We start from the raw sequence: 22,955 nt of genomic DNA, 5'->3' as shown, positions 1-22,955 counted from the left end.
GTCTGACACGCCTAGCGGACAGGATCGGTCCGCTATCTCTGGCAGAGTGGGTGACATGGAGGACGAGCGCGGGACGACCGAACGGGTGCTCACCCTGCTCGGGCTGTTGCAGCAGCGTGCCGTGTGGACCGGTCCGGAGCTGGGGGAGCGGCTCGGTGTCACGCCGCGCACGATCCGGCGGGACGTCGAGCGGCTGCGCGCGCTCGGTTACCCGGTGCAGGCGAGCAACGGCGTCGGCGGGGGCTACCAGCTCGGGCCAGGCCATGACATGCCGCCGTTGCTGCTGGACGACGAGGAGGCGATCGCCACCGCGGTCTCGCTGCTCGCCGGCGCGGGCAGCGGGGAAGCCGCGTTGCGGGCGCTGACGAAACTCGACCGGGTGCTGCCGACCAGACTGCGGCACGAGGTGAGCGCGTTGTCCGGCTCCGTGGTCGCCTTCGACGGAAGCCGCGCGCCGATCGACCCCGACGTGCTCATGACCCTGGCCCGCGCTTGCCGCGACGAGGTCGAGTTGGGCTTCGAGTATCCGTCTTCGGGTTCCATGCCGCGGCGGGTCGAGCCGTACCGTTTGGTGGCCTCGGGGCGGCGCTGGTATCTGCTCGCCTACGACCTCGACCGCGACGACTGGCGCACCTTCCGCGTCGATCGGATGACCGGAGTTTCCGCGCGGTCGTGGCGTTTCCGTCCGCGCGAGGCGCCCGACGCGGCGGCGTACGTGCAGGAGAACATCGCCAGCCGGGTCTATCGGCACCAGGCACGGTTTTTGGTGCACGCGCCCGCTCCGGTCGTGCGTTCGCAGATCCCGGCGTCGGCCGCTGTCGTGCGGGAACGGGGGCGTTCGCGGTGCGAGGTGCTGAGCGGGGCCGGGGATCTCGATTTCCTGCTGATGCATGTGGTGGTGCTGGGGCACGCTTTCGAAGTGATCGAGCCGGTGGAGTTGGGCGAGCGGTGCCGGGTTCTGGCCGATCGATTGCTGGGCGCTGCGGGCCACCTTTCGCAATTAGCCGACTAATTGCGTGGGGTTCTTCGCATTTAGTCGACTAATGGCTAGAGGGCCTCGCATTTGGTCGACTAAGTGCGGGGCGTGCTCGGAGGTAGTCGCATGGGTGGCCGGCCTGGCCTTCGGTGCTATTCACTCTGTCTCGACGGCGTGTTTGAGGGTGCGCCCGCCGTTGCTCGCATTTAGTCGACTAAGTGCGTGGGGTGCCTTCGCAGGGTGATTCGGGGTCGGTGGCTGTTTCACTCTTCGGTGTTGTTCGTGCGGTTTGCTGGTTGCTTGAAATTACGAACACGTGTTCGATTTCTTCGGGTATTATGAAGGGGTGTCCGAGACCTTCCTCCCCGAGTTGCCGCAGGAACTGTGGCGTGCCGGCAAGCTGGAGCTTGCCCATGGCGTGCAGCACGCTTTGCAGCTGATTCGGATCGCGACCGCCTGTCTGGGGCAGTTCCTGGCGGAGATCGAGTCTCGGGGCGCCAAAGACTTGTACGGGCATGGCAGCACGGCAAGCTGGCTCGCCGAGATCGCGGGATTGTCGCGGGGTGAGGCGGGTCCGATCGTGAAGCGGGCGATCGCCTTGAACCCCACCCGGGCCCTGGATGGCACCGAGGTTCCGCCTCTCGCTCCCGCCACTGCTGCGGTCGCCGCTCAGGGACTGGTCGGGGACGAACGGATCGATCAGATCCTGGAGATCCTGAAAAACCTCCCCGCCGACATTTCGGCCGAGGATCGGGCGGGTGCGGAGCAGATCCTCGCCAACCTGGCCCCGAGTGCCGGTCCCCGGCAGCTCGCCAAGGCCGAGGCGAACCTGCAAGACTTACTGAATCCGGACGGCAACGAACCCAAAGACCCCGAGCCCAAAGAACCACGCCGCGAGATCACCCTGGAACGGCGCAAAGACGGCTTCTGGAAACTCACCGGCCTCCTCGATGACGAGACCGGCGCCCGCACCGCCGCCGCCCTGGAAGCACACGCCCAGCCGCGGCCGGTGGATGAGTTCGGGCAGGCGGACTTGCGGATGAAGTGCGAACGCATGGGCGACGCCTGGGCCGAACTCCTCGACTTGGCGATCGCCTGCCCGGACCAGCCCGGAACCAGCGGTTACCGCACCTTGGTGCACGTCACCATCGGGCTGGAGGAACTCAAATCGGGTCTCGGCACCGCCTGCTTGGACTTTGTGGGGACGATGACGGCGCGGGAAGCCCGGCTAGCGGCCTGCGATTGCCTGATGGTGCCGGTCGTGATGGGCGCGTCGGGGGAACCGCTGGATATGGGGCGCCTGAGAAGATTCGTCACCCCAGGGCAGAGACGCGCGTTGAACATCCGAGACGGCGGCTGCGCCTTCCCCGGATGCCACCGGAAACCCAAGAACTGCCACGCCCACCATATTGAGCACTGGGCAGACGGCGGACCCACCGACCTCCGAAATCTCGTGTTGCTCTGCGGCTTCCATCACCGGCTGATTCACCACGGTGACTGGGAAGTACGGATGGCGGCCGATGGGTTACCGGAGTTCATCCCACCCCAGTATCGGGATCCGCTCCGAAAACCTAGGCGCAACACCCTGCATCACGTCTAGGCCCCGAGGAGCCCGTTAGCCACCCAGGCGACGGGCCCCTCGGCATGCCCGTGTGCGTTTTGGGACATCTGACGTTCCAAAACCCACACAGTCCATCGCTCGCCCGACCGAGACCCCTCAGGACCCGCCACTCGGCGACGAAGCCCTCCGTATCCGCGACTGAGGCCTGCCCCTTCCCCAGATTCATCGACGACCGAAGCACTCCCTAACGGACGACCACCACGACTGGCCCGATCACGCACGACTGTGTGGATTTCAGGTCATCCAACGCACCAAAATCCACACAGTCCATCGTCACCGGACCGGTCACGACCGAAACACCGGCACCCGAAATCCCTGAGGACCTGCTCGCCTGCCCCGCTCGTGAAAGCCCGCCACCGGAACCGATCCGCCGCCCAGTCCTTAATGGACGATTCAAGAGCGCATCACAAGCTGAGCATCTTGACTGGACCGGCCACACAGTCCATCGTCACCAGACCGGTCATGACCGACCGGAGCCAGCCCCGACGGTCACCGAAAGAACTCACCGACCGGTCCATTGAGGCGAACGCCCAGCCGTCCACGCCGCATAGAACTCCCCATGATCCTTCGCCGTCATCAGCAAAGCCTGCGTGATCGCCTCCAGCTCGATGGAACTCCCCAGGTCCATATCGAGCTCACGCGTCAACAGAACCTTCGTCGTGCTGTAAGCCAAAGCCGGCCCATCGGCAAGACGCCGAGCCAACGCGGAAGCCTCCGAAGCCAAGTCTGAGTCGGGCACCACCTTCGAAGCCAGCCCGATGGTCTCGGCTCGGGCGGCGTCGATCTTGTCGCCCAGCATCAGCAGTTCCGTCGCCCGGCCGAGCCCGACCAGCCGCGGCAGCAGGTACGCCGAGCCCATGTCCGCGCCGGCCAGCCCGACCTTCGTGAACAGGAAGGCGAACTTCGCCGACGACGCCAGCAGCCGGAAGTCGCTCGCCAGCGCGATCACCGAGCCCGCGCCCGCGGCGACACCGTTCACCGCGGCGATCACCGGGATGGGGCATTCCCGCAGCGCCTTCACCACCGCGCCGGTCATCCGCGTGAACTCCAGCAGTTCCGCGGACTCCATCTTCTGCAGTTCACCGATGATCTCTTCGACGTCGCCGCCGGAGCAGAAACCCCGCCCCTGCCCGGTGATGACCAGCACCCGGACGTCGCCGCGATGCGGCAATTCGGCCAGCAGGTCGCGCAGGTCGGCGTAGCTGTCGAAGGTGAGCGCGTTCAGTTTGTCGGGGCGGTTCAAGGTGACCGTGGCGACGCCGTCGTCCACGGTGAACTCGAAGTGCTCCCAGTCCGTCGTGATCGGCGGCGTGGCGCGGAACGGGCTCATGACTGGATCCCACCTCCATCGAGGACGAGTGTCTGTCCGTTGATCGCGGCGGCTTCGGGCGCCGCGAAGAAGGTCACCGCGTGGGCGACCTCGTCGGGTTCGAGCAGGCGGCCGAGTGGTGACGCGGCGGCGAGGGCGGCTTCCGCGTCGGCTTCGTCGCGGCCGGTCCGTTCCTGGATCCGGGCGACGGAGGCTGCCGTCATGTCCGTGCGCACGAAGGCCGGGCAGACGGCGTTCGCGGTGACGCTGGTGCCCGCCAGTTCCGCTGCAGTAGCCCGCATCAGGCCGACGGCGGCGTGCTTCGACGCGGTGTAGCCGGCGGTGTAGCGGTAGCCGATATGCGACGCCGTCGAGGCGACGGTGACGATCCGGCCGGTGTCGCGCGACCGCATACCGGGCAGGACCGCCCGTGTACACAGGAAAGCGCCGGTCGCGTTGACCTCGAGCTGGGTCCGCCACTGCTCCAGCGAGGTCTTCGCCAGCGGGGCGCTCGCCGAGATCCCGGCGTTGTTCACCAGCACGTCCACCGGCCCGAGACCGTCGAAGTACCGCGCGACGGCGTCTTCGTCGGTGACGTCGCAGTCGGCCCGGCCGGGGGCGTGCACCTTGTCGCCGGCGGCCCGGAACCGGGCGGCGATGGCCGCGCCGATCCCGCGGGTCCCGCCGGTGACGACGACGATCCTGCTCACTCTGCCTCCACCCGGCGCAACGCGCGCCGATCGAGTTTTCCGTTGGCGGTGCGGGGGAGTTCGGTCACGAACACCACCTCGCGCGGATACTTGTGCTTCGCCAGCTGGGCCCGCGCGTGATCCTTGAGTTCCTCGGCCGTGGCGGAAGCGCCCTCCGCCAGGACGACGCACGCCCGAGGGACGACGAGGCCGTCGACGGTCACGCCCAGCACCGCGCAGTCGACGACCGCGGGATGACCGATGAGGCAGTCTTCGATCTCGCTCGGCGCGACGAACACGCCGGACACCTTCAGCAGGTCGTCGGCGCGGCCGTGGTGGTGGAAGTATCCGTCGGTGTCGCGGCTGAACAGATCGCCGGTGCGCAGGGTGTCGCCGTGGAACGTCCGCGCGGTCTTCTCGGCGTCGCCGTAGTACTCGCGCGCGATCGTCGGGCCGGTCACCTCCAGCGTGCCGATCTCCCCGTCCGGCAACGGATCGCCGCTCTCGTCCAGCACGCGGGCGGTGTAGCCGGGGACCTCGCGGCCGAGGCTGCCGACCCGCTGCGCGCCGGGCACATTGGACAGATAGATGTGATACGCCTCCGACGAGCCGATCCCGTCGATCACCGGGACACCGAACAGGTTGTCCCACTTGCGATGCAGCTCCGACGGCAAGGCCTCACCCGCCGACGTCGCGAGCCGTAGCGAGCTCATGTCCACTCCTGCCGCCGCCGGATGGGCGATCATCGCGCTCATCATGGTCGGCACGTTGACCAGGATCGTCGGCCGATAGCGCTCGATCAGCGAGAACAGCAGGTCGGCGGTGCTGCGTTGCGGGAACACGATCCCGGACGCGCCCACGCCGAACGGGAACAACGCGGTCAGATCGCGCGCGTAGCCGAAGAACAGCTTCGGCACGGCCAGTACGCGGTCGTCCTCGCGGAGGCCGAGCACGCCGAGCGCGTACCGGTCGAAGCTTTCCAGCGCGCTGCGCGCCGGGTGCACACACGCCTTGGGCGCGCCGGTGCTGCCGGTGGTGAACTTCCAGATCGCGACGTCGTCCAGCGTGGTCGGCGCGGCTTCCAGTTCGGCCGACGCCGAGGCGATCAGCGTGGAGAACGAGTGCTCGCCGGGCAGCAAGTCCACGTCGCCGACGACCAGCAGGTTCCGTGCCCCGGCTTCGCGCAGCGCGGGCAACGTCGAGGCGTCCGCGATGACGACGACGGCCTCGGTGTAGCCGAGGTAGTACGCGTAATCCTTGGGCTGCAGGAAGGAATAGACCTCGGCGGTGACCGCGCCGATCTTCTGCGCCGCATACCAGACGGCCACGAACTCGACGCCGTCGTTCAGCGCCAGCAGAACCCGCTGTCCACTTCGGACACCGAGCTCGCGCAGCACGTTCCCGGCCCGGTTCACCAATGCGCCGAGCTGCGCATACGTGACTTCCTCGTCGCCGCACAGCAACGCCGTCCGGTGCCCGGGGAGGCGGTCGACGAAATGGGTCGCCAGATTGAAGGTCATACGAGCTCCCGGATCGCTTCGACCAGGATGTCGGTGAGTACCGAAAAGGTCTTCTCGCCTTCCTCGGCGGTCGCCTGGGCGGGGGTGCCGCAGTAGGCCTCGGTCATCCCGGCCGAGGCGAAGTCCGTGACCCCGCCGCGCGCCAGGTCGACGTGGACCGCGGGCAGTCCGCGCTGGACGGCGGCGTCCACGAGATCCGGCCGGTCGGCCAGCACCAGCGACGTCTCGTACTGCCCGGCATGGCATTCACCCGAGCGGAACTCGTCGGTGAGCCGCGCGGCGTACCGGCGGCGGACGAGGTCGACGAAGCCGACGTCCGCCGTCTCCGCCACCCGCCGCAGTACGGCGAGATGCGCCGGCTCGAAATGGTTGTTGACCAGCAGGATCCGGGTGAGCCCCTGCTCGGTGAGCGCGCCGCAGATCTCGGTCAGCAGCGCGTACAGGGTCTCTTCGCCGATCGAGACGCCGCCCGCGAACCCGGCGGCGAACCGCGTCACCCCGTACGGCACCTCGGGCAGGATCAGCACGCGCAAGCCGGGATCGCCTGCCAGGCGCGCGGCGGCACGTTCGCACATCCCGCGCGAGATCAGGGGATCGGTGCCCAGCGGCGCGTGCGGTCCGTGCGGCTCGACCGCGCCCACCGGGAGCAGCAGCACGGGAACGCGCGCGTCGGACGCGAGCGCGGCCACCTGACGCGAGCTCAACTCCGCGAAGTACGTCACTCGAATCAAGCTACACCGCAGCGGCCTGAGGTGTATAGAGTTGCGCTCATGCCCGAATCGGCCCCGCCCCACGGCGACCCAGGTCCCCAGGAACTGGTGATGACGCTGCTCGGCACCTACGTGTCGCCGCGCGAGAGCCGTCGTGTCTGGTCCGGCGGCCTGGTCGGCGTGCTCGCCGGGCTCGGCTTCTCCGACGGCGCCGCGCGGATCGCGCTGGCCAGGCTCGCCCGCCGCGACCTGCTCGCGAGGCACAAGGCGGGCAGGCTCGTCCACTACTCGCTGACCCGCCGCACGATCGCGCTGCTGGAGGACGGCGATCGCCGGATCTTCTCCCTCGGCAGGCGTGAGCGCGAGGTCGGGCAGTGGACCGTGCTGTGGCAGAGCATCCCGGAGAGCCGCCGTCAGGCGAGGGAGCGGTTGGTGCGACGGCTGCGTTTCCTCGGGTTCGGCCCGGTGCAGGACGGCACCTGGATCGCGCCGCACGACCGTGAGGCCGAGGTGCTCGCCCTGCTGGCCGAACTGGACGTCGCCGAACACGCCGGGCTGATGCTCGGGAAACCGTCGGCCGGGCTCGACGTCCGGCGGTTCGCCGCGCGGGCCTGGAACCTCGACGGCCTCGCCGCGCGTTACGACGCGTTCGTCCGAGATTTCGGCGGATATTCAGGCGACCTGCCTGACGCCGAGGCGTTCCAGGTCCGAACCTGGCTGACGCATACGTTCCGCGCCTTCCCGTCACTCGATCCGGAGCTCCCGGTCGGGCTGGTGCCCGCTCCGCCGAGCCGGGCGGCCGCGGTCGAGTTGTTCCACGATCTCTATCAGGCGCTGGCCCCGGCGGCGCAACGCCATTTCGACGAGGTGACTGAAAAATGAACGACACTCAGGCCGCATTGAGTTACACGTCCTACCTTTCGCTGGACGAATTGCTGGACGCACAGCATCCGCGGTCCGACGAGCACGACGAATTGCTCTTCATCGTGATCCACCAAGTGTATGAACTTTGGTTCAAACAAGTTCTCCACGAGGCGCTTTACCTGCAGGAGCAACTCGAAGCGGGTAACACCGCTCACGCCGTCCGCACTTTGCGGCGAATCCTGACTATCTTCAAGGTGGTGGTCGCGCAGATCGATGTGCTCGAGACGATGACTCCGAGCCAGTTCACCAGTTTCCGTGCGCGACTCGACGCGTCGAGCGGGTTCCAGTCTGCTCAGTTCCGTGTCCTGGAGGCCGTCCTCGGCCGCCGGGACGAGCGGGTGTTCGCGCATTACCCCGAAGGCGGTGAACAGCGCGCCCAGATCGCGGACGCGATGTCACGGCCGTCGCTCTTCGACTCCTTCGTCACCTACCTCGCGGTGAAGGGGTACGACGTCCCGACCGGGCGCGATGTCACCAAGCCACTCGAACCCTCTCCGGCGCTCCAAGAGGTTCTGTTGCGGGTCTACCGCGACGACACCGGGCCGTCCGTCGTGGCGGAGCACCTGGTCGATCTGGACGAAGGGATGCAGGAGTGGCGGTATCGGCACGTGAAGATGGTCGAGCGCACCATCGGAGACAAGACCGGGACGGGGGGTTCGTCGGGCGCGCACTATCTGCGTACGACGCTTTTCTCCCCGATGTTCCCGGATCTCTGGGCGGTGCGGAGCAGGCTTTGACGAACCTCGACGAACTCCGCCGCGATCCCAACGCGCTCGCGGAGCACTACCAGGCGTTCGGTGTGGCGGACCGGATCCTGTTGACCGGGCACTCGCATCAGGCGTGGCCGGACGTCGCGCGGGAAGGTCTTCTGGAGGCCTTCGCCGACGCGGCCGAAGAGGTCGACACGAAATGGGACCGTGCCTTCGCGAAGGCCGACGAGATGCGGGCCGGGTTCCGGGCGCTGCTCGGTGACCCGCACGGCGGTATCGCGCTCGGCGCCAGTACCCACGATCTGGTGATCCGGTTCCTCTCGGCGATGGACCTGCCCCGCCGTCCGCGCCTGGTCACCACCGACGGCGAGTTCCACACCCTGCGCCGTCAGCTGGGCAGGCTGGCGGAGGAAGGCGTCGAGGTGGTCCGCGTCTCCGCGGCGCCGGTCGCCACGCTGGCCGAACGCGTCGCGGCCGAGGTCACCGAAGACACCGCCGCCGTGCTCGTCTCGGCCGTGCTGTTCGAGACCTCCCGGCTCGTGCCGGGCCTCGCGCATCTCGCCGACGTCTGCCTTTCGAAGTCGGTGAACCTCGTCGTCGACGCCTACCACGCGCTCGGCGTCGTCCCGTTCTCGCTGCACGACCTCGGGCTCACCAACGCCTGGGTGCTCGGCGGCGGCTACAAGTACCTCCAGCTCGGCGAGGGCAACTGCTTCCTGCGGATGCCCGCGCACGCGCAGGAACTGCGGCCGGTCGTCACCGGCTGGTACGCCGAGTTCGGCGCGCTCGCGGACGAGCGCCGGCCCGGCCAGATCGCCTACGCCGCCGGATCGGACAGGTTCGCCGGAGCGACCTACGACCCGACGAGCCACTACCGGGGCGCTCGCGTCTTCCGGTTCTTCGCCGAGCACGGGCTCACGCCCGAGTTCCTGCGGGAGGTTTCGCGGCACCAGATGGGCTTCCTCGCCGAGGGCTTCGACAAGCTCGGGCTGCCCGAGGACGTCATCACCCGTGACCGGGAGACGCCGCTCGACCGCGTCGGCGGCTTCCTGTCGCTGAAATGCGCCGACGCCGGAGCACTGCAGGCCGCCCTCGCCGAACGCGGCGTCCGGACCGACAGCCGCGGCGCGTATCTGCGGTTCGGACCGGCGCCGTATCTGTCCGATCGGCAGCTCGATTCCGCGCTCCGTGTCCTTCAAGAGGTCGTCGACGGCTGAGACACCTCGGCCCCGGCTTGGCGAACGGACCGGGGCGATCTAGGTTTGCGATGTGGCACCGTCGCCGCCGGACGACCTTCGTCGGGGACTGTGCCTTGTTGCAGGAACTTCGCACGTGAGCCACAAGCAGCGTGCACTCCAGGACAAGGAGTCACCACAGTGACCGAAGTGTTCGGCCAAGGTACCGGCCATGAACAGGTCGTCTTCTGTCAAGACCAGGCCACCGGCCTGAAGGCCATCATCGGGATCTACTCGACGGCGCTCGGACCCTCGCTCGGCGGGACCCGGTTCTACCCCTACGAGTCCGAAGACGCCGCGCTCGCGGACGTCCTCGCGCTGTCGAAGGGGATGGCGTACAAGAACGCGCTCGCCGGGCTCGACCTCGGCGGCGGCAAGGCCGTCATCATCGGCGACCCCCAGAAGCACAAGACCGAAGCGCTGCTTCGCGCCTTCGGCCGGTTCGTCCAGACGTTGGGCGGCCGCTACATCACCGCCTGCGACGTGGGCACCTACGTGCAGGACATGGACATCGTCGCCCGTGAATCGGAGTTCGTCACGGGCCGCTCGCCGGAGAACGGCGGCGCCGGCGACTCCTCGGTGCTCACCGCTTTCGGCACCTACCAGGGCATGCGCGCCTCCGCGGACGCCGTCTGGGGTGTCCCGGACCTCGCGGGCCGCAAGGTCGGCGTCGCCGGCGTCGGCAAGGTCGGGCACATCCTGGTCGGGCATCTGATCGAGGTGGGCGCGCAGGTGGTCATCACCGACGTCTCGCCCGCGGCGATCGAGCGCACCCGCGCGGCGTACCCCGGGGTCGAGGTCGTCGAGGACATCGACGCGCTGATCCGCACCGAACTCGACGTCTTCGCGCCGTGCGCGCTGGGCGGGGTGCTCACCGACGAGACCGTCGGCCTGCTCCGCTCGAAGATCGTCTGCGGCGCGGCCAACAACCAGCTCGCGCATCCGGGCGTCGGCAAGCAGCTCGACGACCGCGGCATCCTCTTCGCGCCGGACTACCTGGTCAACGCCGGTGGCGTGATCCAGGTCGACGACGAGCGGCACGGCTTCGACTTCGCGCGCGCCAAGCGCAAGACGACGGCCATCTTCGACACCACCAAGGCGGTCTTCGCGCTGGCGAAGGCCGACGGTGTCCCGCCGGCGACGGCGGCGGACCGGCTGGCCGAACGCCGGATGGCCGAGGTCGGCGGGCTGCGGTCGATCCTGACGGTGTAGGTCCCTGAACGCGGCCCTCTGAACGCAATGAAAGGTCCTTTCCTTGCAAATTTTGCAAGGAAAGGACCTTTCATGGCACTGGGGTGTGCCGGGGACTCAGCCGCTCTTGCGACGGAAGGTGCGCTTGTTCGCCGCCGGACCGTGCGCGTGCAGGTTCTTCCCGCCGCCGTTCTCGTGCGCCGAGCCTGAGCGGGCCTGAGCCTGCTTGCGCTCCAGGGCCTCGCGGAACTTGCGCTTCGTGTCGTCCTCTTCGCCATCCGCCGGTGACGGTGCGGGTTCAGTCATTCTTACCTCCGAGGTGACGACGTGTGACCACGCCAGCCTGTCAGGAACCGACCGGCTTGGCGAGTCGATTTACGTCACCTGGACGGCGCGGGCAGCTGGACCGGACCGCCGAACCGGACCCGGTCCCGCAGCAGCGGGTGCCAGCAGTGATCGCACAGCAGGATCGGCTTCAGCCGGTTGCCGCAGTCCACGTGCTCCAGCGTGATGTCGGGCTCCTGACCCGGGACCTCGAAACCCCGCGACCATTCGGCGATGAAGGCCAGCGCGGGGAAGAACGCGAGCCCTTTCGCCGTCAGCCGGTAGTCGTGCGCGTCGGTGCGGGTCTTCGCGATCCCGGTCCGCAGCACGCCGACGTCCACGAGTCTCGACAGCCGCCCCGAGAGCACGCTCGGCCCGATGCCCAGTTCGCGTTCGAACTCCGAGAAATGCCGTGCCCCGAGCAGCGCGCTCACCACGACCCCGGTCGACCATCGGTCGCCGAGGAGTTCCATGGTGTCCGGGAAGAACATCAGCGGATCGCCCGCGAGGGACTCGGCGTCCTTGCGGCGGAAGCGTTTCGACGCCGTCGCTTCGACGACGCCGGTCTCGTCGAGCCGCCGGGCGCGGACGTCGCGGGCGTCGACCCGGCGTTCGCACGAGGCGCAGCCGAGGGGCGCCGACGTGGCCAGTTCGCAGTCGAGATGGATCAGCGTCGGCAGTACCGCGCGCCGTCCCTCGACCCATTCCCGTTCCCACGCCCAGATCGAGATCAGCAGCGGCCACAGATCGAGGCCGCGTTCGGTGAGCCGGTACTCGTGCCGGGTGCGGCGCGCGTCCCGGTACGGCGTGCGGACGAGCACGCCCGCGTCGACCATTTCGCGCAGCCGCCCGGACAACGCGGTGGGGGAGATGCCGAGCCGCAGCCGGAGCTCCTCGTAACGGCGGAAGCGCAGGAAAAGGCTCTGCAGGATCAGCAAGGTCCACTGATCGCCGAGCAGTTCGAGCGCCCGTCGCAGCGGATCGCCCGCCGGCCGGACGCGGTGCGCCGTCGCCTCTGTCACGTGGTTCCTTCCGAGGGTGGTGTCGCTGTCAGCGTACTACTGACTACAGCAACAGAAGCCTCTTGACGCCTGACTACAGAAATCATAGTGTCTCAGCCATCGGTCAACACGAACCAGCCGGGGAGTACCGATGACGAGCACCTCCGAGCAGCCGGTCCTGGTGGCAGCCGCCACCGGGGAACCCGAGGTCAACCCGTACCTGATGGGCGTCTACGCCCCGGTCGGCGAGGAGATCGACGCGAGCGATCTCGAGGTCATCGGCAAGATCCCCGCGGACCTCAACGGCGTGTACCTGCGCAACGGGCCGAACCCCCGGTTCGAGCCGGAGGGGCGCTACCACTGGTTCGACGGCGACGGCATGATCCACGCGGTCCATCTGGAGAACGGCAAGGCCCGCTACCGCAACCGCTGGGTCCGCACCAAGGCGTTCGAGGCCGAATCCGAAGCGGGCAAGGCGCTCTGGAAGGGCGTCATGGAGTCGCCCAAGGGCAACCCGTTCGGCAACACGCACGGCCTGAACGTCAAGGACAGCGCCAATACCGACCTGATCTTCCATCGCGGCAAGGTGCTCTCGACCTGGTACATGTGCGGCACACCGTACGCGGTCGATCCGCTTTCGCTGGAGACACTGGGCGCCGAAGACTTCCTCGGCACGCTGGTCGGCGACATGATGGCCCACCCGAAGGTCGACGAGCGCACCGGCGAGATGTTCTGGTTCGACTACGGGCCGCGGCCGCCGTACCTGCGCTACGGCGTGATCAGCGCGGACGGCAAGGTCGCGAGCACGACCGACATCGAACTCCCCGGCCCGCGCCTGCCGCACGACATGGCGATCACCGAGAACCACGCCGTCCTGATGGATCTACCGCTGGTCCAGGACATGGAGGCGGCGCGCAACGGCCGTCACAGGCTGTTGTTCGACCGGTCGCTGCCGAGCCGGTTCGGGGTGCTTCCTCGCTACGGTAACGGTAGCCAGATCCGCTGGTTCGAAGCCAGCCCCTGCTACATCTACCACGTCGTCAATTCCTGGGAGCAGGGCGAAGAAATCGTCCTCGACGTCTGCCGCGTCCAGCGCCCGCAACCGCGCGCGGACGCCCGCACCCCGCTCGCCAAGATGCTGTCGTACCTGCGGCTGGACGCCTCGCTGCACCGCTACCGGTTCAACCTCCGGACCGGGCAGTGCCTGGAGAACCAGCTCGACGACGACAACACCGAATTTCCGTCCGTCGACTCGAGGGTGGTCGGCGGCCGGAATCGCTTCTCCTACGCGGTGCACATCTCGCCGGAGTCGACGCTCAAGTTCGACGGCCTGGTGTGCTACGACAATCTTGCCGGCGCCAAGACCGAACACCGTTTCGGTCCGGGCCGGTGGGGCAGTGAGGCGCCGTTCGCACCCCGCGACGGCGCGGCCGCCGATTCCGCCGACGGCTATCTGGTGACCTTCGTCCAGGACGAGCGTGAGGGGCGCTCGGAGCTGGACGTCTTCGACGCCGCCGATCTCGCTGCCGGACCCGTGGCCAGGGTCCTCTTGCCCCAGCGGGTCCCGCTCGGTTTTCACGCGACCTGGGTACGAGCGGACCAGCTGGAACCTTCCCGTGATCGATGATCCCCGTCGCACTCGCCCACCGGAGGGGGATGGGCAGGTGTGTCAGGGCCGGAAAGCCGCGTCCGAGTCGCCCCTTCCAGGGGGTGGGGCGACTCGGACCTGGCATCGTGGACGAAACGCCGGGCGAGCGCGCCGACCGCGGTCGCGGCGGTGAACACGAGGGCGGCGACGCCCGTCTCGGTCGTGAACTGGAGCGCGCCCAGTGTCCCGACGGTGAATCCCGAATGGACACCCCAGGCGATCACCGCCGTCCCGGCGGTCGCGGTCAAACGCGTCGCGACACCGGTGGCGAGGACGACGAAACCCAAGGCCAGCAAGGAAAAGACGTGATGTCGCGCCGAGCCGAGGAGTCCGGCCACCGACGCCGCGACGACGACGGAGGCACAACCGAACGGGAAGCCGAAACACTCGGGATTCCTCATCCGCCCAGTCAACTCCGTGTCACCGGCCGAGCCGCGGGCGTGAACGCCTTCCCTACGGCTCCGCCGGGAACCTTGACGGAATCCTGACCCTTCAGGCCTTGCGCGCGTGCGCGATGATCGCGTCGGCGATCGCGGGCCACAGCTGCCGCGGCAGTTCGTGACCCATTCCGGGGAACAGCAGCAGTTCCGCGTCCGGGATCGCCTCCGCGGTGGCCTTCCCGCCGCTGACGTTGATCAGCGGGTCGCTTTCGCCGTGGATGACGAGCGTGGGGACGTGGACGTCGCGCAGCTTCGCCGTGCGGTCACCCGAAGCGACGACGGCGGCGGCCTGCCGCAGTGCACCCTCGGGGTGATTCGCGCGGTCGTAGTTACGGGTGGCCTTCATGCGCAGGAACTCTTCGTCGGACGGGTGACCGGGCGAACCCACGAGCTTGAACCAGGCGATGCCGTCTTCGATCGCCTGCTCCCGGGTGGCGGCGGGCGGCCGCGTCAGCCCGGCGAGCGCGGCGGGCTCCGGATGCCCGACCGAGGGATCCCCGGTGGTCGACATGATCGACGTGAGGCTGAGCAGCCGCTCCGGCGAGTCGATCGCGAGCTGCTGCACGATCATCCCGCCCATCGACGCCCCGACGACGTGCGCGCGGGCGAAACCGAGCGCGTCGAACAACCCGGTGATGTCTGCGGCGAGATCGGACAGCAGGTACGGCGCGGAGGTCAGGTCACCCGCGGCGAGCGCGGCCAGATCCGGCGCGGGGAGATCGTCCAGATAGGACGAGAGACCGATGTCGCGGTTGTCGAAGCGGACGACGTGGAACCCGCCCTCGGCGAGCAGTGCGCAGAAGCCCTCCTCCCACGTCACCATCTGGGCGCCGAGTCCCATCACCAGGACCAGCGGCGGATCCGCGGGGGAGCCGAAGGTGTCGTACTCGAGTTCGAGACCGTTCACACGCGCGCGGGGCATGGCCTGATCCTGCCGGAAGCCCCCGCCGTCCGGCCAGCCGAATGCGGATACGGTAGCCCGCATGCCGACTTTCTCCGAAGACGCGGGTTCCCGGCCGAGGTCCCGCGCGGCTTCCGGACGGCCGGCCGTCACCAGGGACAGGATCGTCGACGCCGCGCTGGAGCTGTCGGCCGAATCGGGCCTGGAGAACTGGACGTTGCGGCAGCTCGCGGCCGCCGTCGACGCCTACCCCGCGGTGGTCTACCACCACGTCGGCGACCGGGACACCGTCGTCGTCGCGGTGCTCGACCGGGTGGTCGGCGAACTGACGCTGCCCGACGAGACCTTGTCGTGGCGGGACTGGTTCGACGAGTTCCTGCCGACCGTGCGGACCGTGCTGCGCCGCTATCCCGGTTCGGCGCGCCGCCTCGCCCTGTTCGGGCCGTCGGTCGCCGCCGCCGTGCCGACCATGAACACCGGCATCGGCCGTCTGCTCGCGGCGGGTTTCGGCGGCGAGGCGCCGTTCGCCTACAACCTGCTGCTCGCCACCGCCTGCCAGTTCGTCGCGATGGAGGACGACCGGGAGAGCGCGATGGCGCTCCAGCTCGACCGATGCGAGGGCTACGCGGCGTACCGCACGCGCGAGGATCTGCCCGGCATGGCGGCGCTGGGCGAGTCGATCTCCGAGCTGGTCGCGGATCCGGACCTCGCGGCCGGTTACTACGAGCGGCTTTACCATTACGCCGTGCAGCGTTGTCTCGACGGTCTCGAACTCCGGCTCACCCAGCTGAACGCAATCGGACGTTTGACAGAGCCGTGACAGGGAATCGGCGTAGTGTGGAGGAATACCGGTGCTCGTCACCGGTCCCGAAGCCCCTGGCACCAACCTCCCCCTCGAGGTGCCGGGGGCTTCTCCCTTTTCAGCCTCGCTGGATCTCCGGGAACACGTCGCCCACCAGCGTGACCAGCGATTTGCTGAGCAAGGTGTGCACCTGCGCACGATCGAGTGAACCGCGCACGAGCCATTCCCGGCCCGCCGCCTTGACCATCCCGCCGAACGCGCGGACGAGCGCGTTCAGCTCCGGCCCGTGCTCGCTTTCGCGGGAGAGGCCGACGGCTTCGAGCACCCGGTCGGCCGATTCGCGATCGGCTTCCTCGAGGATCCGTTCGACCTCGAGGTCCCGGCCGATGCCCTCCGGCGCGATCGCGGCCAGCCACATCTTCTCCTGGCTGGTGACCATGTCCAGGAACCAGTCGATGGCGACGTCGGCGCGCAGTTCGAGCGGGCCTTCCGGCAGGATCTCGACGGCGAGCCGCGGCACGGTCAGCGCCCGCCGGATGATCTCCAGGTAGAGCTCGCGTTTCGTGCCGAAGTAGTGGTTGATCAGACCCCTGGCGACCCCGGCCTCGGCGGCGATGTCCGAAGTGGACACTTCCGAGTACGGGCGGTCGGAGAAAAGGCGGGCCGCGCAGGCGAAGATCTGCTCCTTGCGCTCGTCCGGTTCCAGTCTCCGCCATCTCGGCGCCGGCTCGGTGGTCATGCGGTCAATCTTCCCACGATCGATTCAGCCCGGCCGGACAACTGCTCGATTCCTGTGACATTCAAAAGCAAAGTGTCAGTTAATCCGGCGTGTACCGTCTGTTGGCCCGCTGGTCTTTACCGTCTTCAGTCAGGTGGCATGCCGTGCGCGCTGTCGGGGCGCGTTTGCCTCCTACCGGCCCGGCCTGGCGAGTAACCCCCCCTAGCTCGCCAGGCCCGGGCCTTCTTCTTTCGGCGAGGGGCGTTCGGCGGGCAGCAGCAGCGTGAACGTCGTCGGCGCCGGGCTGGTCAGCCGCAGCCGCCCGCCTTCCGCCTCGGCCAGGCTCCGCGCCAGCCGCAGCCCGATCCCGTTGCCTTCGTGGTCCTCGGTCCGGTCGACGGTCGCGAACGGATCGTGCCCGTCCTCGATGGCGCCCTCGTCGCTCACGTCGATGGCCAGCGCGTCCCCGGCGTCACGCGCGAGGACGGACACCGTGCCGCGTCCGTGGGTCGCCGCGTTGTCCAGCAGTACGGCGAGCACTTGCCGCACGGCCGCGTCCGCCGCCCGCGCCGGCAGGGCGTCCCGGCCGCTGATCCGCAGCGCGCGGCCGCGTCCGGCGAGCAGGCCGTGCCAGGTCTGGCGGACCTCCTCGAAGAGTTTGCCCAGGTCGAGTAGCGCGCGCGGGGCCCTCGTCTGTTTGGCCAGCGCCAGCAGGTCGTCGATGGTGCGTTCGAGCCGGTCGGCCGAGGCGATGCCGTCGCGGATCGTCGCGTAGGGGTCGCGGTCGGGGCTTTCCAGCGCCGCCTCCAGCTGCAGCCGAAGCCCGGTCAGCGGTGTTCGCAGCTGGTGGGAGGCGTCGGAGGAGAAGGTCCGCTCGCGGTCCAGCGTCTCGCCGATCCGCTCGGACGTGACGTCGAGTGCCTCGGCGACCTGATCGATCTCGTGGACCCCGGTCCGGCGCGTGCGGACGGTGAAGTCGCCTTCGCCGAGCCGTTCGGCGGTGGCGGCCAGATCCTCCAGCGGCCGCGCCAGCCGGGTGGCGATCCGGCGCCCGATCAGCCAGCTCGCGCCGATCGCGATCCCGGCGAGCGCGATCATCTTCAGCCAGGTCAGGCGGATCTTGGCGTCCAGTTCCGACCGGGGATGGGCGGCGCGGACCACCCCGACCAGCGACGGGCCGCTGAGCACCGGGACCGCCAGGACGATCTCGTCGTCGCGGGTGCCGGTCGCCATGTCGGTGTAGTGCGCTTCGCGGACGAAGCGGTCTTCGCTGTTCGGGCCGTTGCCTGCCAGAAGCCTGCCGGTCGGGGTGTAGACCGCGACCCTGATCCCGCGGATCCGGCCTTCCTCCTCTTTGACCGGTCTCAGTTCCGGGATCCGGCCGTTGGCCAGGTCGCCGGCCACGCCGAGGACGACGGTGTCGGCGACCCGTTCGAGGTCGTGGGTCGAGTTGCCCTCGTGGAACTTGGCGACCGCGATGGCCAGCGGCGCCCCGAACAGCGTGATCGCCAGCACCGCGGCCAGCACGGTGAGGGTGACGATCCGGCGGCGCACGCTCAGAGTGTGGCCGAAGTGCGAGAGGATCACCCACCCGACGCGATATTTTGCCGTCCGTTGACCTGAGATCAAGGCGATGTTGACCCCCTTCGCCTTACCTTGGGGCCATGCGCCGACGTGCCGCCGTCATGGCAGGCCCGGGGCCCGGATCCGTCCCCCTCGTCCGGTTCGCCGTCCCGGGCGAGTGTGTGGCCGTGCTGCCCGCCGGAAGCGGCGAGGCCCTCCTCGGCGCTCCAGGGGTCGGCGTGCTGCTCCGGCGCGGAAACCTCTTCGACCACCTCACCGTCGGGCGGAACGTCGTGCTGGCGGGGCGGCTCGCCGGGCGGCGCACCGCCGACGACCTGCTCGAACTGGTCGGGCTGGCCGGCCGGGGCGACGACTACCCGGGCACGCTGTCGGCGCTGGAAGGCGCGCGGGCCGGAGTCGCCGTCGCGCTCGCCGGAGCGCCTGACGTGCTCCTCGCCGACGAACCCGCCGGAGAACTCGACGGGCTCGCCGCGCTCGAACTCATGGATCTGCTGTGCGCCGTCGCGGCCCGCGGGACGGCCGTCGTCGTGGCGACCCGTGACCCCGAGATCGCGGCGGCCGCGCAGCGGATCGTGAGAGTGGCGTGACGGCGCCACTGGTCCGCGCCGACGAACTGGCGCACACCTACGGTTCCGGGCTGACCGCCGTGGTCGCCGTGCACGGCGTCACCTGCGTGATCGGCGCGGAGACCCGCGCGGTGGTGACCGGCAGGGCGGGCGCGGGGAAGACCACGCTGCTGCACCTGCTCGCCGGGATGAAGAAACCGACGGCGGGCACCATCGACTGGCCCGCCTTCGAGCCGTCGCCGCCGGGGCCCGATCTGATCGGGCTGGTACTGCAGGACGGCGGGCTGCTGCGCGATCTCGACGTCCGGCTCAACGTCGCCCTGCCGCTCGTGCTCGCCGGGCGGACCGGAACGGCGGTCCGTGACGCCGTCGACGGCGCTCTGGAGCTCGTGGGCCTCGACGGCTTCGCCAAGAAGGCGCCCCGCGAGCTGACCGGCGAGCAGATCCGGCTCGCCATCCTGGCCAGGGCGCTCGCACCCGCGCCGAAACTGATCCTCGCCGACGACCCGGCGGGCTGGCTCGACCAGCGCGAGGGCGAGCGGCTCCTCGGCAGGCTCGTGCGCGCGGCGGACCAGCTGGCCGCCGGTTTGCTGGTGGCGACGGCCGAAGCCGCTCCGGCCGGGCTGTTCGGGGAACAATGGGCCATGGTCGACGGGAAGCTGGTGCTGGACCGGTGATCGCCGCGATGGCGTTGTGGGTCGGCGGGATCGCGCGCGTGCGCCCCGCCAGGCTCGGCGTGCCCGCGGCCGGGGTCGCGATCGTGACCACGCTGCTCGCGGTGCACGACTGGACCTGGGCCCCGGCACCGCGCTGGATCCCCGCGATGGTGCTGGTGGTGCTGCTGTCCACGCCCTCGGCGAGAGTGCTGCGGGCGGATCAGGACCTGCTGCGTGCCCGCGGCGCCACGGGCGGGCAGGTGGTCGGGCTGGCCGCGGCCGAAGCCGCGGCGGCCGGGCTGGCGGGCGGCGTGGTCGGGAGCGTCGTGTCCCTGGCTTGTGGCTTCGCGACCGGTACGGGCGTAGCCGTCGTCCGGGAAATCGTTCTCTTGCTGTTCGCCGGACTGCTCGTCGCGGCACTCGCCATCCTGCCCCCGGTGCTGCGCGAGTGGTATTTCGTCCCGGCCGACGGCGGGCCGCCCTGGTGGTCGCCCTATGGCCTCGACGTCATCCTGCTCGCGCTCGCCTTCGTCTGGCCGCTGTTCGGCTGGGCGGGCGGCACGATGCTGCTGTGGCGGTTGGTGGAGCTGGGGCTGCGGAAGGGAAAACGGGCGATCGGCGGGATACTCCGGCCGCTCGTCTCGGGGCTCGCGGGCGTGATCGCGCTGTCCATTTCGTGGCGGAGCGCGCTCCTGGCGCGGTCGGTGGTGCTGGTCGCGCTGGCGGTGGCGTTCGCCATGGCGACCGCCCTCACCAGGGACGGCTGCGGCGAGGCCGAGGTGGACCTGATCGCCTCGCTGATCCTCGCGGCCGCCGCGGCCGGGCCGTCGTTCGGCGCGGCGCTCAACGAACGTCGCCGCGATCTGCTGATCGTGAGCACGCTCGGCGGGAAACGGCGGCAGGTGGCGGCGTTCATCGCGGGAGACGCGCTGGTGGTCGGCGGGGGTGGCCTGATCGCCGGGCATTTGCTGGGCGTGCTGTTCGTCTTCGTCTCGAAGGTGGAGAGGGTGCCTTCGCCGCACGGCTACTTCGGGCTGCTGGCGCTGGTGGTGATCGCGTCGTGCGTGGCGGCGTCGGCGCGGATCGCGCAGCTCGCCGCCCGCGACGAGGTCTCCGACCTGCGGGACTACTGATTCTCGAAGGGTTGTTCGAGGCGGTAGCCGTGGCCGCGCAGGGTCGAGATCCTGGGCGCCTGCTCGGGGGTGGGCGCCGATTCGGTCAGCTTCCGGCGCAGTGCCGCGATGTGGACGTCGAGCGTCTTCGTGGAGCCGTACCAGTGCGCGTCCCACACCTCGGACATCAGGGTGTCGCGGCTGACCGCGACGCCCGGCTGTTCGGCCAGCCGGGCGAGCAGGTCGAACTCCTTGGCCCGCAACGCGATCTCCTTGCCGCCGACGCTGACCCGGCGGCCGGCGGTGTCCACCCGCAGATAGCCGATGGCGATCGCGGGCCTGCTCTCCGGCGGCGCCGTCCCGCGCCGCAGATGCGCCCGCACCCTGGCGAGCAACTCTCCGAGCCGGATGGGCTTGGTGAGGTAGTCGTCGGCGCCGGCCTCCAGGCCCACGACGACGTCCATCTCCTCCTGGCGCGCGGTCAGGATGACCAGGACGGCGCCGGGCAGCTCCGCCCGCAGCCGACGGCAGACCTCGACCCCGTCCAGATCGGGCAGGCCGAGGTCGAGCAGGACGAAATCGATGTCACCGTCCGCCGCGGCCGCGAGCGCTGTGCGGCCGTCACGCTGCCAGGAAACCTCGTAGCCGTGCAGACGGAGGGTCGATTCGAGGACGCCGCCGATCGCGTCGTCGTCTTCCACCACCAGCAGTTTCGGCATGCGGGGGAGCTTAACCGTTGAACACTGTTCTTTTCGGCTGAGACGTTAGGAACACCACGCCTTCCGTAACGGGGCGCTAACGTTTCCTTCGATATGTCCATAAAGGACAGAGCGCGGCGACGGCCAGGCACAGCCAGGCGAACACGTCACCGACACGGGCGTACACGGTCTGTGTTCTCGGCTGCACCGGCAGATCCGCGACGAGCGTCTGCTGCTCCGTCCGGTAGTAGTCGGCGTGCGCGAGCACCCGGCCCTGACCGTCCACAGCTGTGGAATTCCCGTGGGTGGACTGCCGGAAGAGTGAATATCCGTTCTCCACCGCGCGGAAGACGGCCTTTTCCGCGTGCAGCGCGCCGAATCCCGGCCAGTCGTTGGCGGGGACGAGCATCAGCGAGGCCTCCTTGTCCGCGGCTTGGCGCATCAGACCGGGGAAATCCGCGTCATAACAGATGACCGACGCGATCCGTCCGTACGGCGAATCCGCGGTGGGGACGACTCCCGGGCCCGGTGTCATCGGCTCCATCGGCGTCGGATGCGTCTTGTCATAGGTCCAGAGCACCTCGCCGGAAGGCCCGACGAGCACGGCCACGTTGCGGATGAACGGAGCCTGCGCGGTGTAAAGCGAGTACGCGAGTCCGACGTGGATCCCCGCCTGCTTCGCTTCGGTGCCCATACGGGCGAGCAGCGCCGCTTGATCACGTTCCAGCACGCCGGCGTGCGTTTCCGGCCAGAGCACGATCTTCGCGCCCGCCGACGCCTGCTGCCGGGTCCTCGTCACGAGATCCTCGGTGACCGGCGCGAACGCCGCACCGACCGCGACCGGGTCGGCGGTGACGACTTCTTCGGCACGCCAGTACTTCACGCCGATCCGCTTCAGCGCGTCCGAACTCGACCGGTCCGCCTCCGCCGACGGGCTGATCCCCGCGACCCGCACCGTTTTCGTCGTGGGAGCGTCGAACAGCAACCGCGCGCCACCGGCGGCGAACACCACGCCGAGCAGGCAGAGGTGCACGACGACCGTGCGCTTGACCGGCCGCCATCCCTCCTGCCAAACGGTGTTCGCCACCGAGGCGGACCACGCCATGACGAAGGTGAGGCCGTAGACACCGGTCACGGAAGCCGTTTGGAGCAGCGGCAGGTTCGTGGACTGGGTACTGCCGAGCGCGCCGAAGTCCCCGAATCCGGTGATCACCGTGAAGAGGTATTCACCCGCGACGAGCGTCACCGGGAACACCAATGTCTTCAAGAGGCCGGCGCGGTCGGCGAGCAGGCGATCGGCGAGGAACGCCGTCGTCTGCAGCACGGCGAGCAAGGTGAAGGCGAGCAGACCGGAGAGCACGAACAGCAGACCGGTGACCCCGAGCCAGAACAGTTGCCCGATCAGCAGCGACAGTCCCACCATCAGGATCGCGCGGCGCGTGGGTACCAGCCGGGCGTAACGGAGGAGGAAGACCGGGAACACCCAGGCCGCGAGCGGAACGTTCCAGTCGGTGTGGACGGCGAGCAGGAGCAACGCTGTGCCCAGCCACCAGAGCAGCCGTGGTTTCATGCCGCGAACGGTAGGAGACCACGGCCGCCCGGACAGCGAACCAAGGACAG

The 22,955-nt window shown here is 69.1% G+C and carries 23 protein-coding genes; 11 read left to right on the top strand and 12 right to left on the bottom strand.

Annotated features, from left to right (window positions below):
* Positions 1-55 precede the first annotated feature (55 nt).
* The gene (locus AJAP_RS30280) at positions 56-1,012 is read left to right on the top strand and encodes a helix-turn-helix transcriptional regulator (RefSeq protein WP_038517660.1); all 957 of its coding nucleotides are present in this window, start codon (positions 56-58) and stop codon (positions 1,010-1,012) included.
* Positions 1,013-1,322: 310 nt separating this feature from the next.
* Positions 1,323-2,576, top strand: coding sequence for an HNH endonuclease signature motif containing protein (locus AJAP_RS30275; RefSeq protein ID WP_038524149.1), 1,254 nt, complete (start codon positions 1,323-1,325; stop codon positions 2,574-2,576).
* A 523-nt stretch (positions 2,577-3,099) separates the two neighbouring features.
* On the opposite strand, the gene AJAP_RS30270 is transcribed toward AJAP_RS30275, so the two are convergent.
* Genes AJAP_RS30270 through AJAP_RS30255 form a run of 4 tightly spaced genes read right to left on the bottom strand, consistent with a single transcriptional unit; the run spans position 3,100 to position 6,837 of the window.
* Positions 3,100-3,927, bottom strand: coding sequence for an enoyl-CoA hydratase family protein (locus tag AJAP_RS30270; RefSeq protein ID WP_038517657.1), 828 nt, complete (start codon positions 3,925-3,927; stop codon positions 3,100-3,102).
* Positions 3,924-4,616 carry an SDR family NAD(P)-dependent oxidoreductase gene (locus AJAP_RS30265; protein WP_038517654.1) on the bottom strand — a complete coding sequence of 231 codons (693 nt, stop codon included), beginning with the start codon at positions 4,614-4,616 and terminating at the stop codon, positions 3,924-3,926. Before AJAP_RS30265 ends, AJAP_RS30270 begins: the two co-directional genes overlap by 4 nt.
* The gene (locus AJAP_RS30260) at positions 4,613-6,115 is read right to left on the bottom strand and encodes a benzoate-CoA ligase family protein (RefSeq protein WP_038517651.1); all 1,503 of its coding nucleotides are present in this window, start codon (positions 6,113-6,115) and stop codon (positions 4,613-4,615) included. The genes AJAP_RS30265 and AJAP_RS30260 overlap by 4 nt, the downstream gene beginning before the upstream one ends.
* Positions 6,112-6,837, bottom strand: a complete 726-nt coding sequence (locus AJAP_RS30255; protein WP_038517649.1) for a creatininase family protein — start codon at positions 6,835-6,837, stop codon at positions 6,112-6,114. The genes AJAP_RS30260 and AJAP_RS30255 overlap by 4 nt, the downstream gene beginning before the upstream one ends.
* 48 nt (positions 6,838-6,885) lie before the next feature.
* On the opposite strand from AJAP_RS30255, the gene AJAP_RS30250 reads away from it, so the two are divergent.
* The 4 genes from AJAP_RS30250 (at position 6,886) to AJAP_RS30235 (ending at position 10,906) form a co-directional block, all read left to right on the top strand.
* On the top strand, positions 6,886-7,707 hold the full coding sequence (locus AJAP_RS30250; RefSeq protein ID WP_038517646.1) for a PaaX family transcriptional regulator: 822 nt from the start codon (positions 6,886-6,888) through the stop codon (positions 7,705-7,707).
* Positions 7,704-8,486 carry a tryptophan 2,3-dioxygenase gene (locus AJAP_RS30245; RefSeq protein ID WP_007033945.1) on the top strand — a complete coding sequence of 261 codons (783 nt, stop codon included), beginning with the start codon at positions 7,704-7,706 and terminating at the stop codon, positions 8,484-8,486. Before AJAP_RS30250 ends, AJAP_RS30245 begins: the two co-directional genes overlap by 4 nt.
* Positions 8,483-9,676 (top strand): PLP-dependent aminotransferase family protein, encoded by a 1,194-nt coding sequence (locus tag AJAP_RS30240; RefSeq protein ID WP_038517642.1) that lies wholly within the window; start codon positions 8,483-8,485, stop codon positions 9,674-9,676. Before AJAP_RS30245 ends, AJAP_RS30240 begins: the two co-directional genes overlap by 4 nt.
* Before the next feature lie 159 nt (positions 9,677-9,835).
* On the top strand, positions 9,836-10,906 hold the full coding sequence (locus AJAP_RS30235) for a Glu/Leu/Phe/Val family dehydrogenase (protein WP_038517640.1): 1,071 nt from the start codon (positions 9,836-9,838) through the stop codon (positions 10,904-10,906).
* Between the two features lie 96 nt (positions 10,907-11,002).
* Here AJAP_RS30235 and AJAP_RS30230 read toward each other — a convergent pair whose 3' ends face one another.
* Positions 11,003-11,191 carry a DUF5302 domain-containing protein gene (locus AJAP_RS30230; RefSeq protein ID WP_005162443.1) on the bottom strand — a complete coding sequence of 63 codons (189 nt, stop codon included), beginning with the start codon at positions 11,189-11,191 and terminating at the stop codon, positions 11,003-11,005.
* A 74-nt stretch (positions 11,192-11,265) separates the two neighbouring features.
* Positions 11,266-12,231, bottom strand: a complete 966-nt coding sequence (locus tag AJAP_RS30225; protein WP_038517637.1) for a winged helix-turn-helix transcriptional regulator — start codon at positions 12,229-12,231, stop codon at positions 11,266-11,268.
* A gap of 130 nt (positions 12,232-12,361) precedes the next feature.
* On the opposite strand from AJAP_RS30225, the gene AJAP_RS30220 reads away from it, so the two are divergent.
* Complete coding sequence (locus AJAP_RS30220) at positions 12,362-13,837, top strand: carotenoid oxygenase family protein (RefSeq protein ID WP_038517634.1); 1,476 nt, start codon at positions 12,362-12,364, stop codon at positions 13,835-13,837.
* Here the strand turns inward: AJAP_RS30220 and AJAP_RS30215 are convergent.
* Both AJAP_RS30215 and AJAP_RS30210 read right to left on the bottom strand, forming a co-directional pair.
* Entirely contained in the window at positions 13,786-14,259 is a 474-nt protein-coding gene (locus AJAP_RS30215) for a hypothetical protein (RefSeq protein ID WP_038517631.1), read from the bottom strand. The genes AJAP_RS30220 and AJAP_RS30215 overlap by 52 nt on opposite strands.
* A 91-nt stretch (positions 14,260-14,350) precedes the next feature.
* On the bottom strand, positions 14,351-15,220 hold the full coding sequence (locus tag AJAP_RS30210; protein ID WP_038524146.1) for an alpha/beta fold hydrolase: 870 nt from the start codon (positions 15,218-15,220) through the stop codon (positions 14,351-14,353).
* Positions 15,221-15,281: 61 nt separating this feature from the next.
* On the opposite strand from AJAP_RS30210, the gene AJAP_RS30205 reads away from it, so the two are divergent.
* A complete protein-coding gene (locus AJAP_RS30205; RefSeq protein WP_038517628.1) occupies positions 15,282-16,019 on the top strand; it encodes a TetR/AcrR family transcriptional regulator in 738 nt (245 codons plus the stop codon).
* A 100-nt stretch (positions 16,020-16,119) separates the two neighbouring features.
* On the opposite strand, the gene AJAP_RS30200 is transcribed toward AJAP_RS30205, so the two are convergent.
* The gene (locus AJAP_RS30200) at positions 16,120-16,740 is read right to left on the bottom strand and encodes a TetR/AcrR family transcriptional regulator (RefSeq protein ID WP_038517625.1); all 621 of its coding nucleotides are present in this window, start codon (positions 16,738-16,740) and stop codon (positions 16,120-16,122) included.
* A 201-nt stretch (positions 16,741-16,941) separates the two neighbouring features.
* Entirely contained in the window at positions 16,942-18,306 is a 1,365-nt protein-coding gene (locus tag AJAP_RS30195; protein ID WP_038517622.1) for an ATP-binding protein, read from the bottom strand.
* Positions 18,307-18,383: 77 nt separating this feature from the next.
* On the opposite strand from AJAP_RS30195, the gene AJAP_RS30190 reads away from it, so the two are divergent.
* From AJAP_RS30190 to AJAP_RS30180, 3 genes are read left to right on the top strand one after another with little or no spacing between them, the layout of a single operon-like run.
* Entirely contained in the window at positions 18,384-18,890 is a 507-nt protein-coding gene (locus AJAP_RS30190; RefSeq protein ID WP_228694630.1) for a P-loop NTPase family protein, read from the top strand.
* Positions 18,887-19,546 carry an ATP-binding cassette domain-containing protein gene (locus AJAP_RS30185; protein WP_038517618.1) on the top strand — a complete coding sequence of 220 codons (660 nt, stop codon included), beginning with the start codon at positions 18,887-18,889 and terminating at the stop codon, positions 19,544-19,546. The genes AJAP_RS30190 and AJAP_RS30185 overlap by 4 nt, the downstream gene beginning before the upstream one ends.
* Positions 19,543-20,658, top strand: coding sequence for an ABC transporter permease (locus tag AJAP_RS30180; RefSeq protein WP_038517615.1), 1,116 nt, complete (start codon positions 19,543-19,545; stop codon positions 20,656-20,658). Before AJAP_RS30185 ends, AJAP_RS30180 begins: the two co-directional genes overlap by 4 nt.
* Here AJAP_RS30180 and AJAP_RS30175 read toward each other — a convergent pair.
* Together AJAP_RS30175 and AJAP_RS30170 are read right to left on the bottom strand one after the other, a co-directional pair.
* Entirely contained in the window at positions 20,652-21,356 is a 705-nt protein-coding gene (locus AJAP_RS30175) for a response regulator transcription factor (protein ID WP_037346833.1), read from the bottom strand. The two genes, AJAP_RS30180 and AJAP_RS30175, sit on opposite strands and share 7 nt — an antisense overlap.
* Before the next feature lie 76 nt (positions 21,357-21,432).
* Positions 21,433-22,905, bottom strand: coding sequence for an apolipoprotein N-acyltransferase (locus AJAP_RS30170; protein ID WP_038517612.1), 1,473 nt, complete (start codon positions 22,903-22,905; stop codon positions 21,433-21,435).
* Between the last annotated feature and the right edge of the window lie 50 nt (positions 22,906-22,955).

This window comes from Amycolatopsis japonica, from assembly GCF_000732925.1.
GTDB classification, from domain to species: Bacteria; Actinomycetota; Actinomycetes; order Mycobacteriales; family Pseudonocardiaceae; genus Amycolatopsis; species Amycolatopsis japonica.
This window is presented reverse-complemented; position numbering and strand designations above follow the sequence as displayed.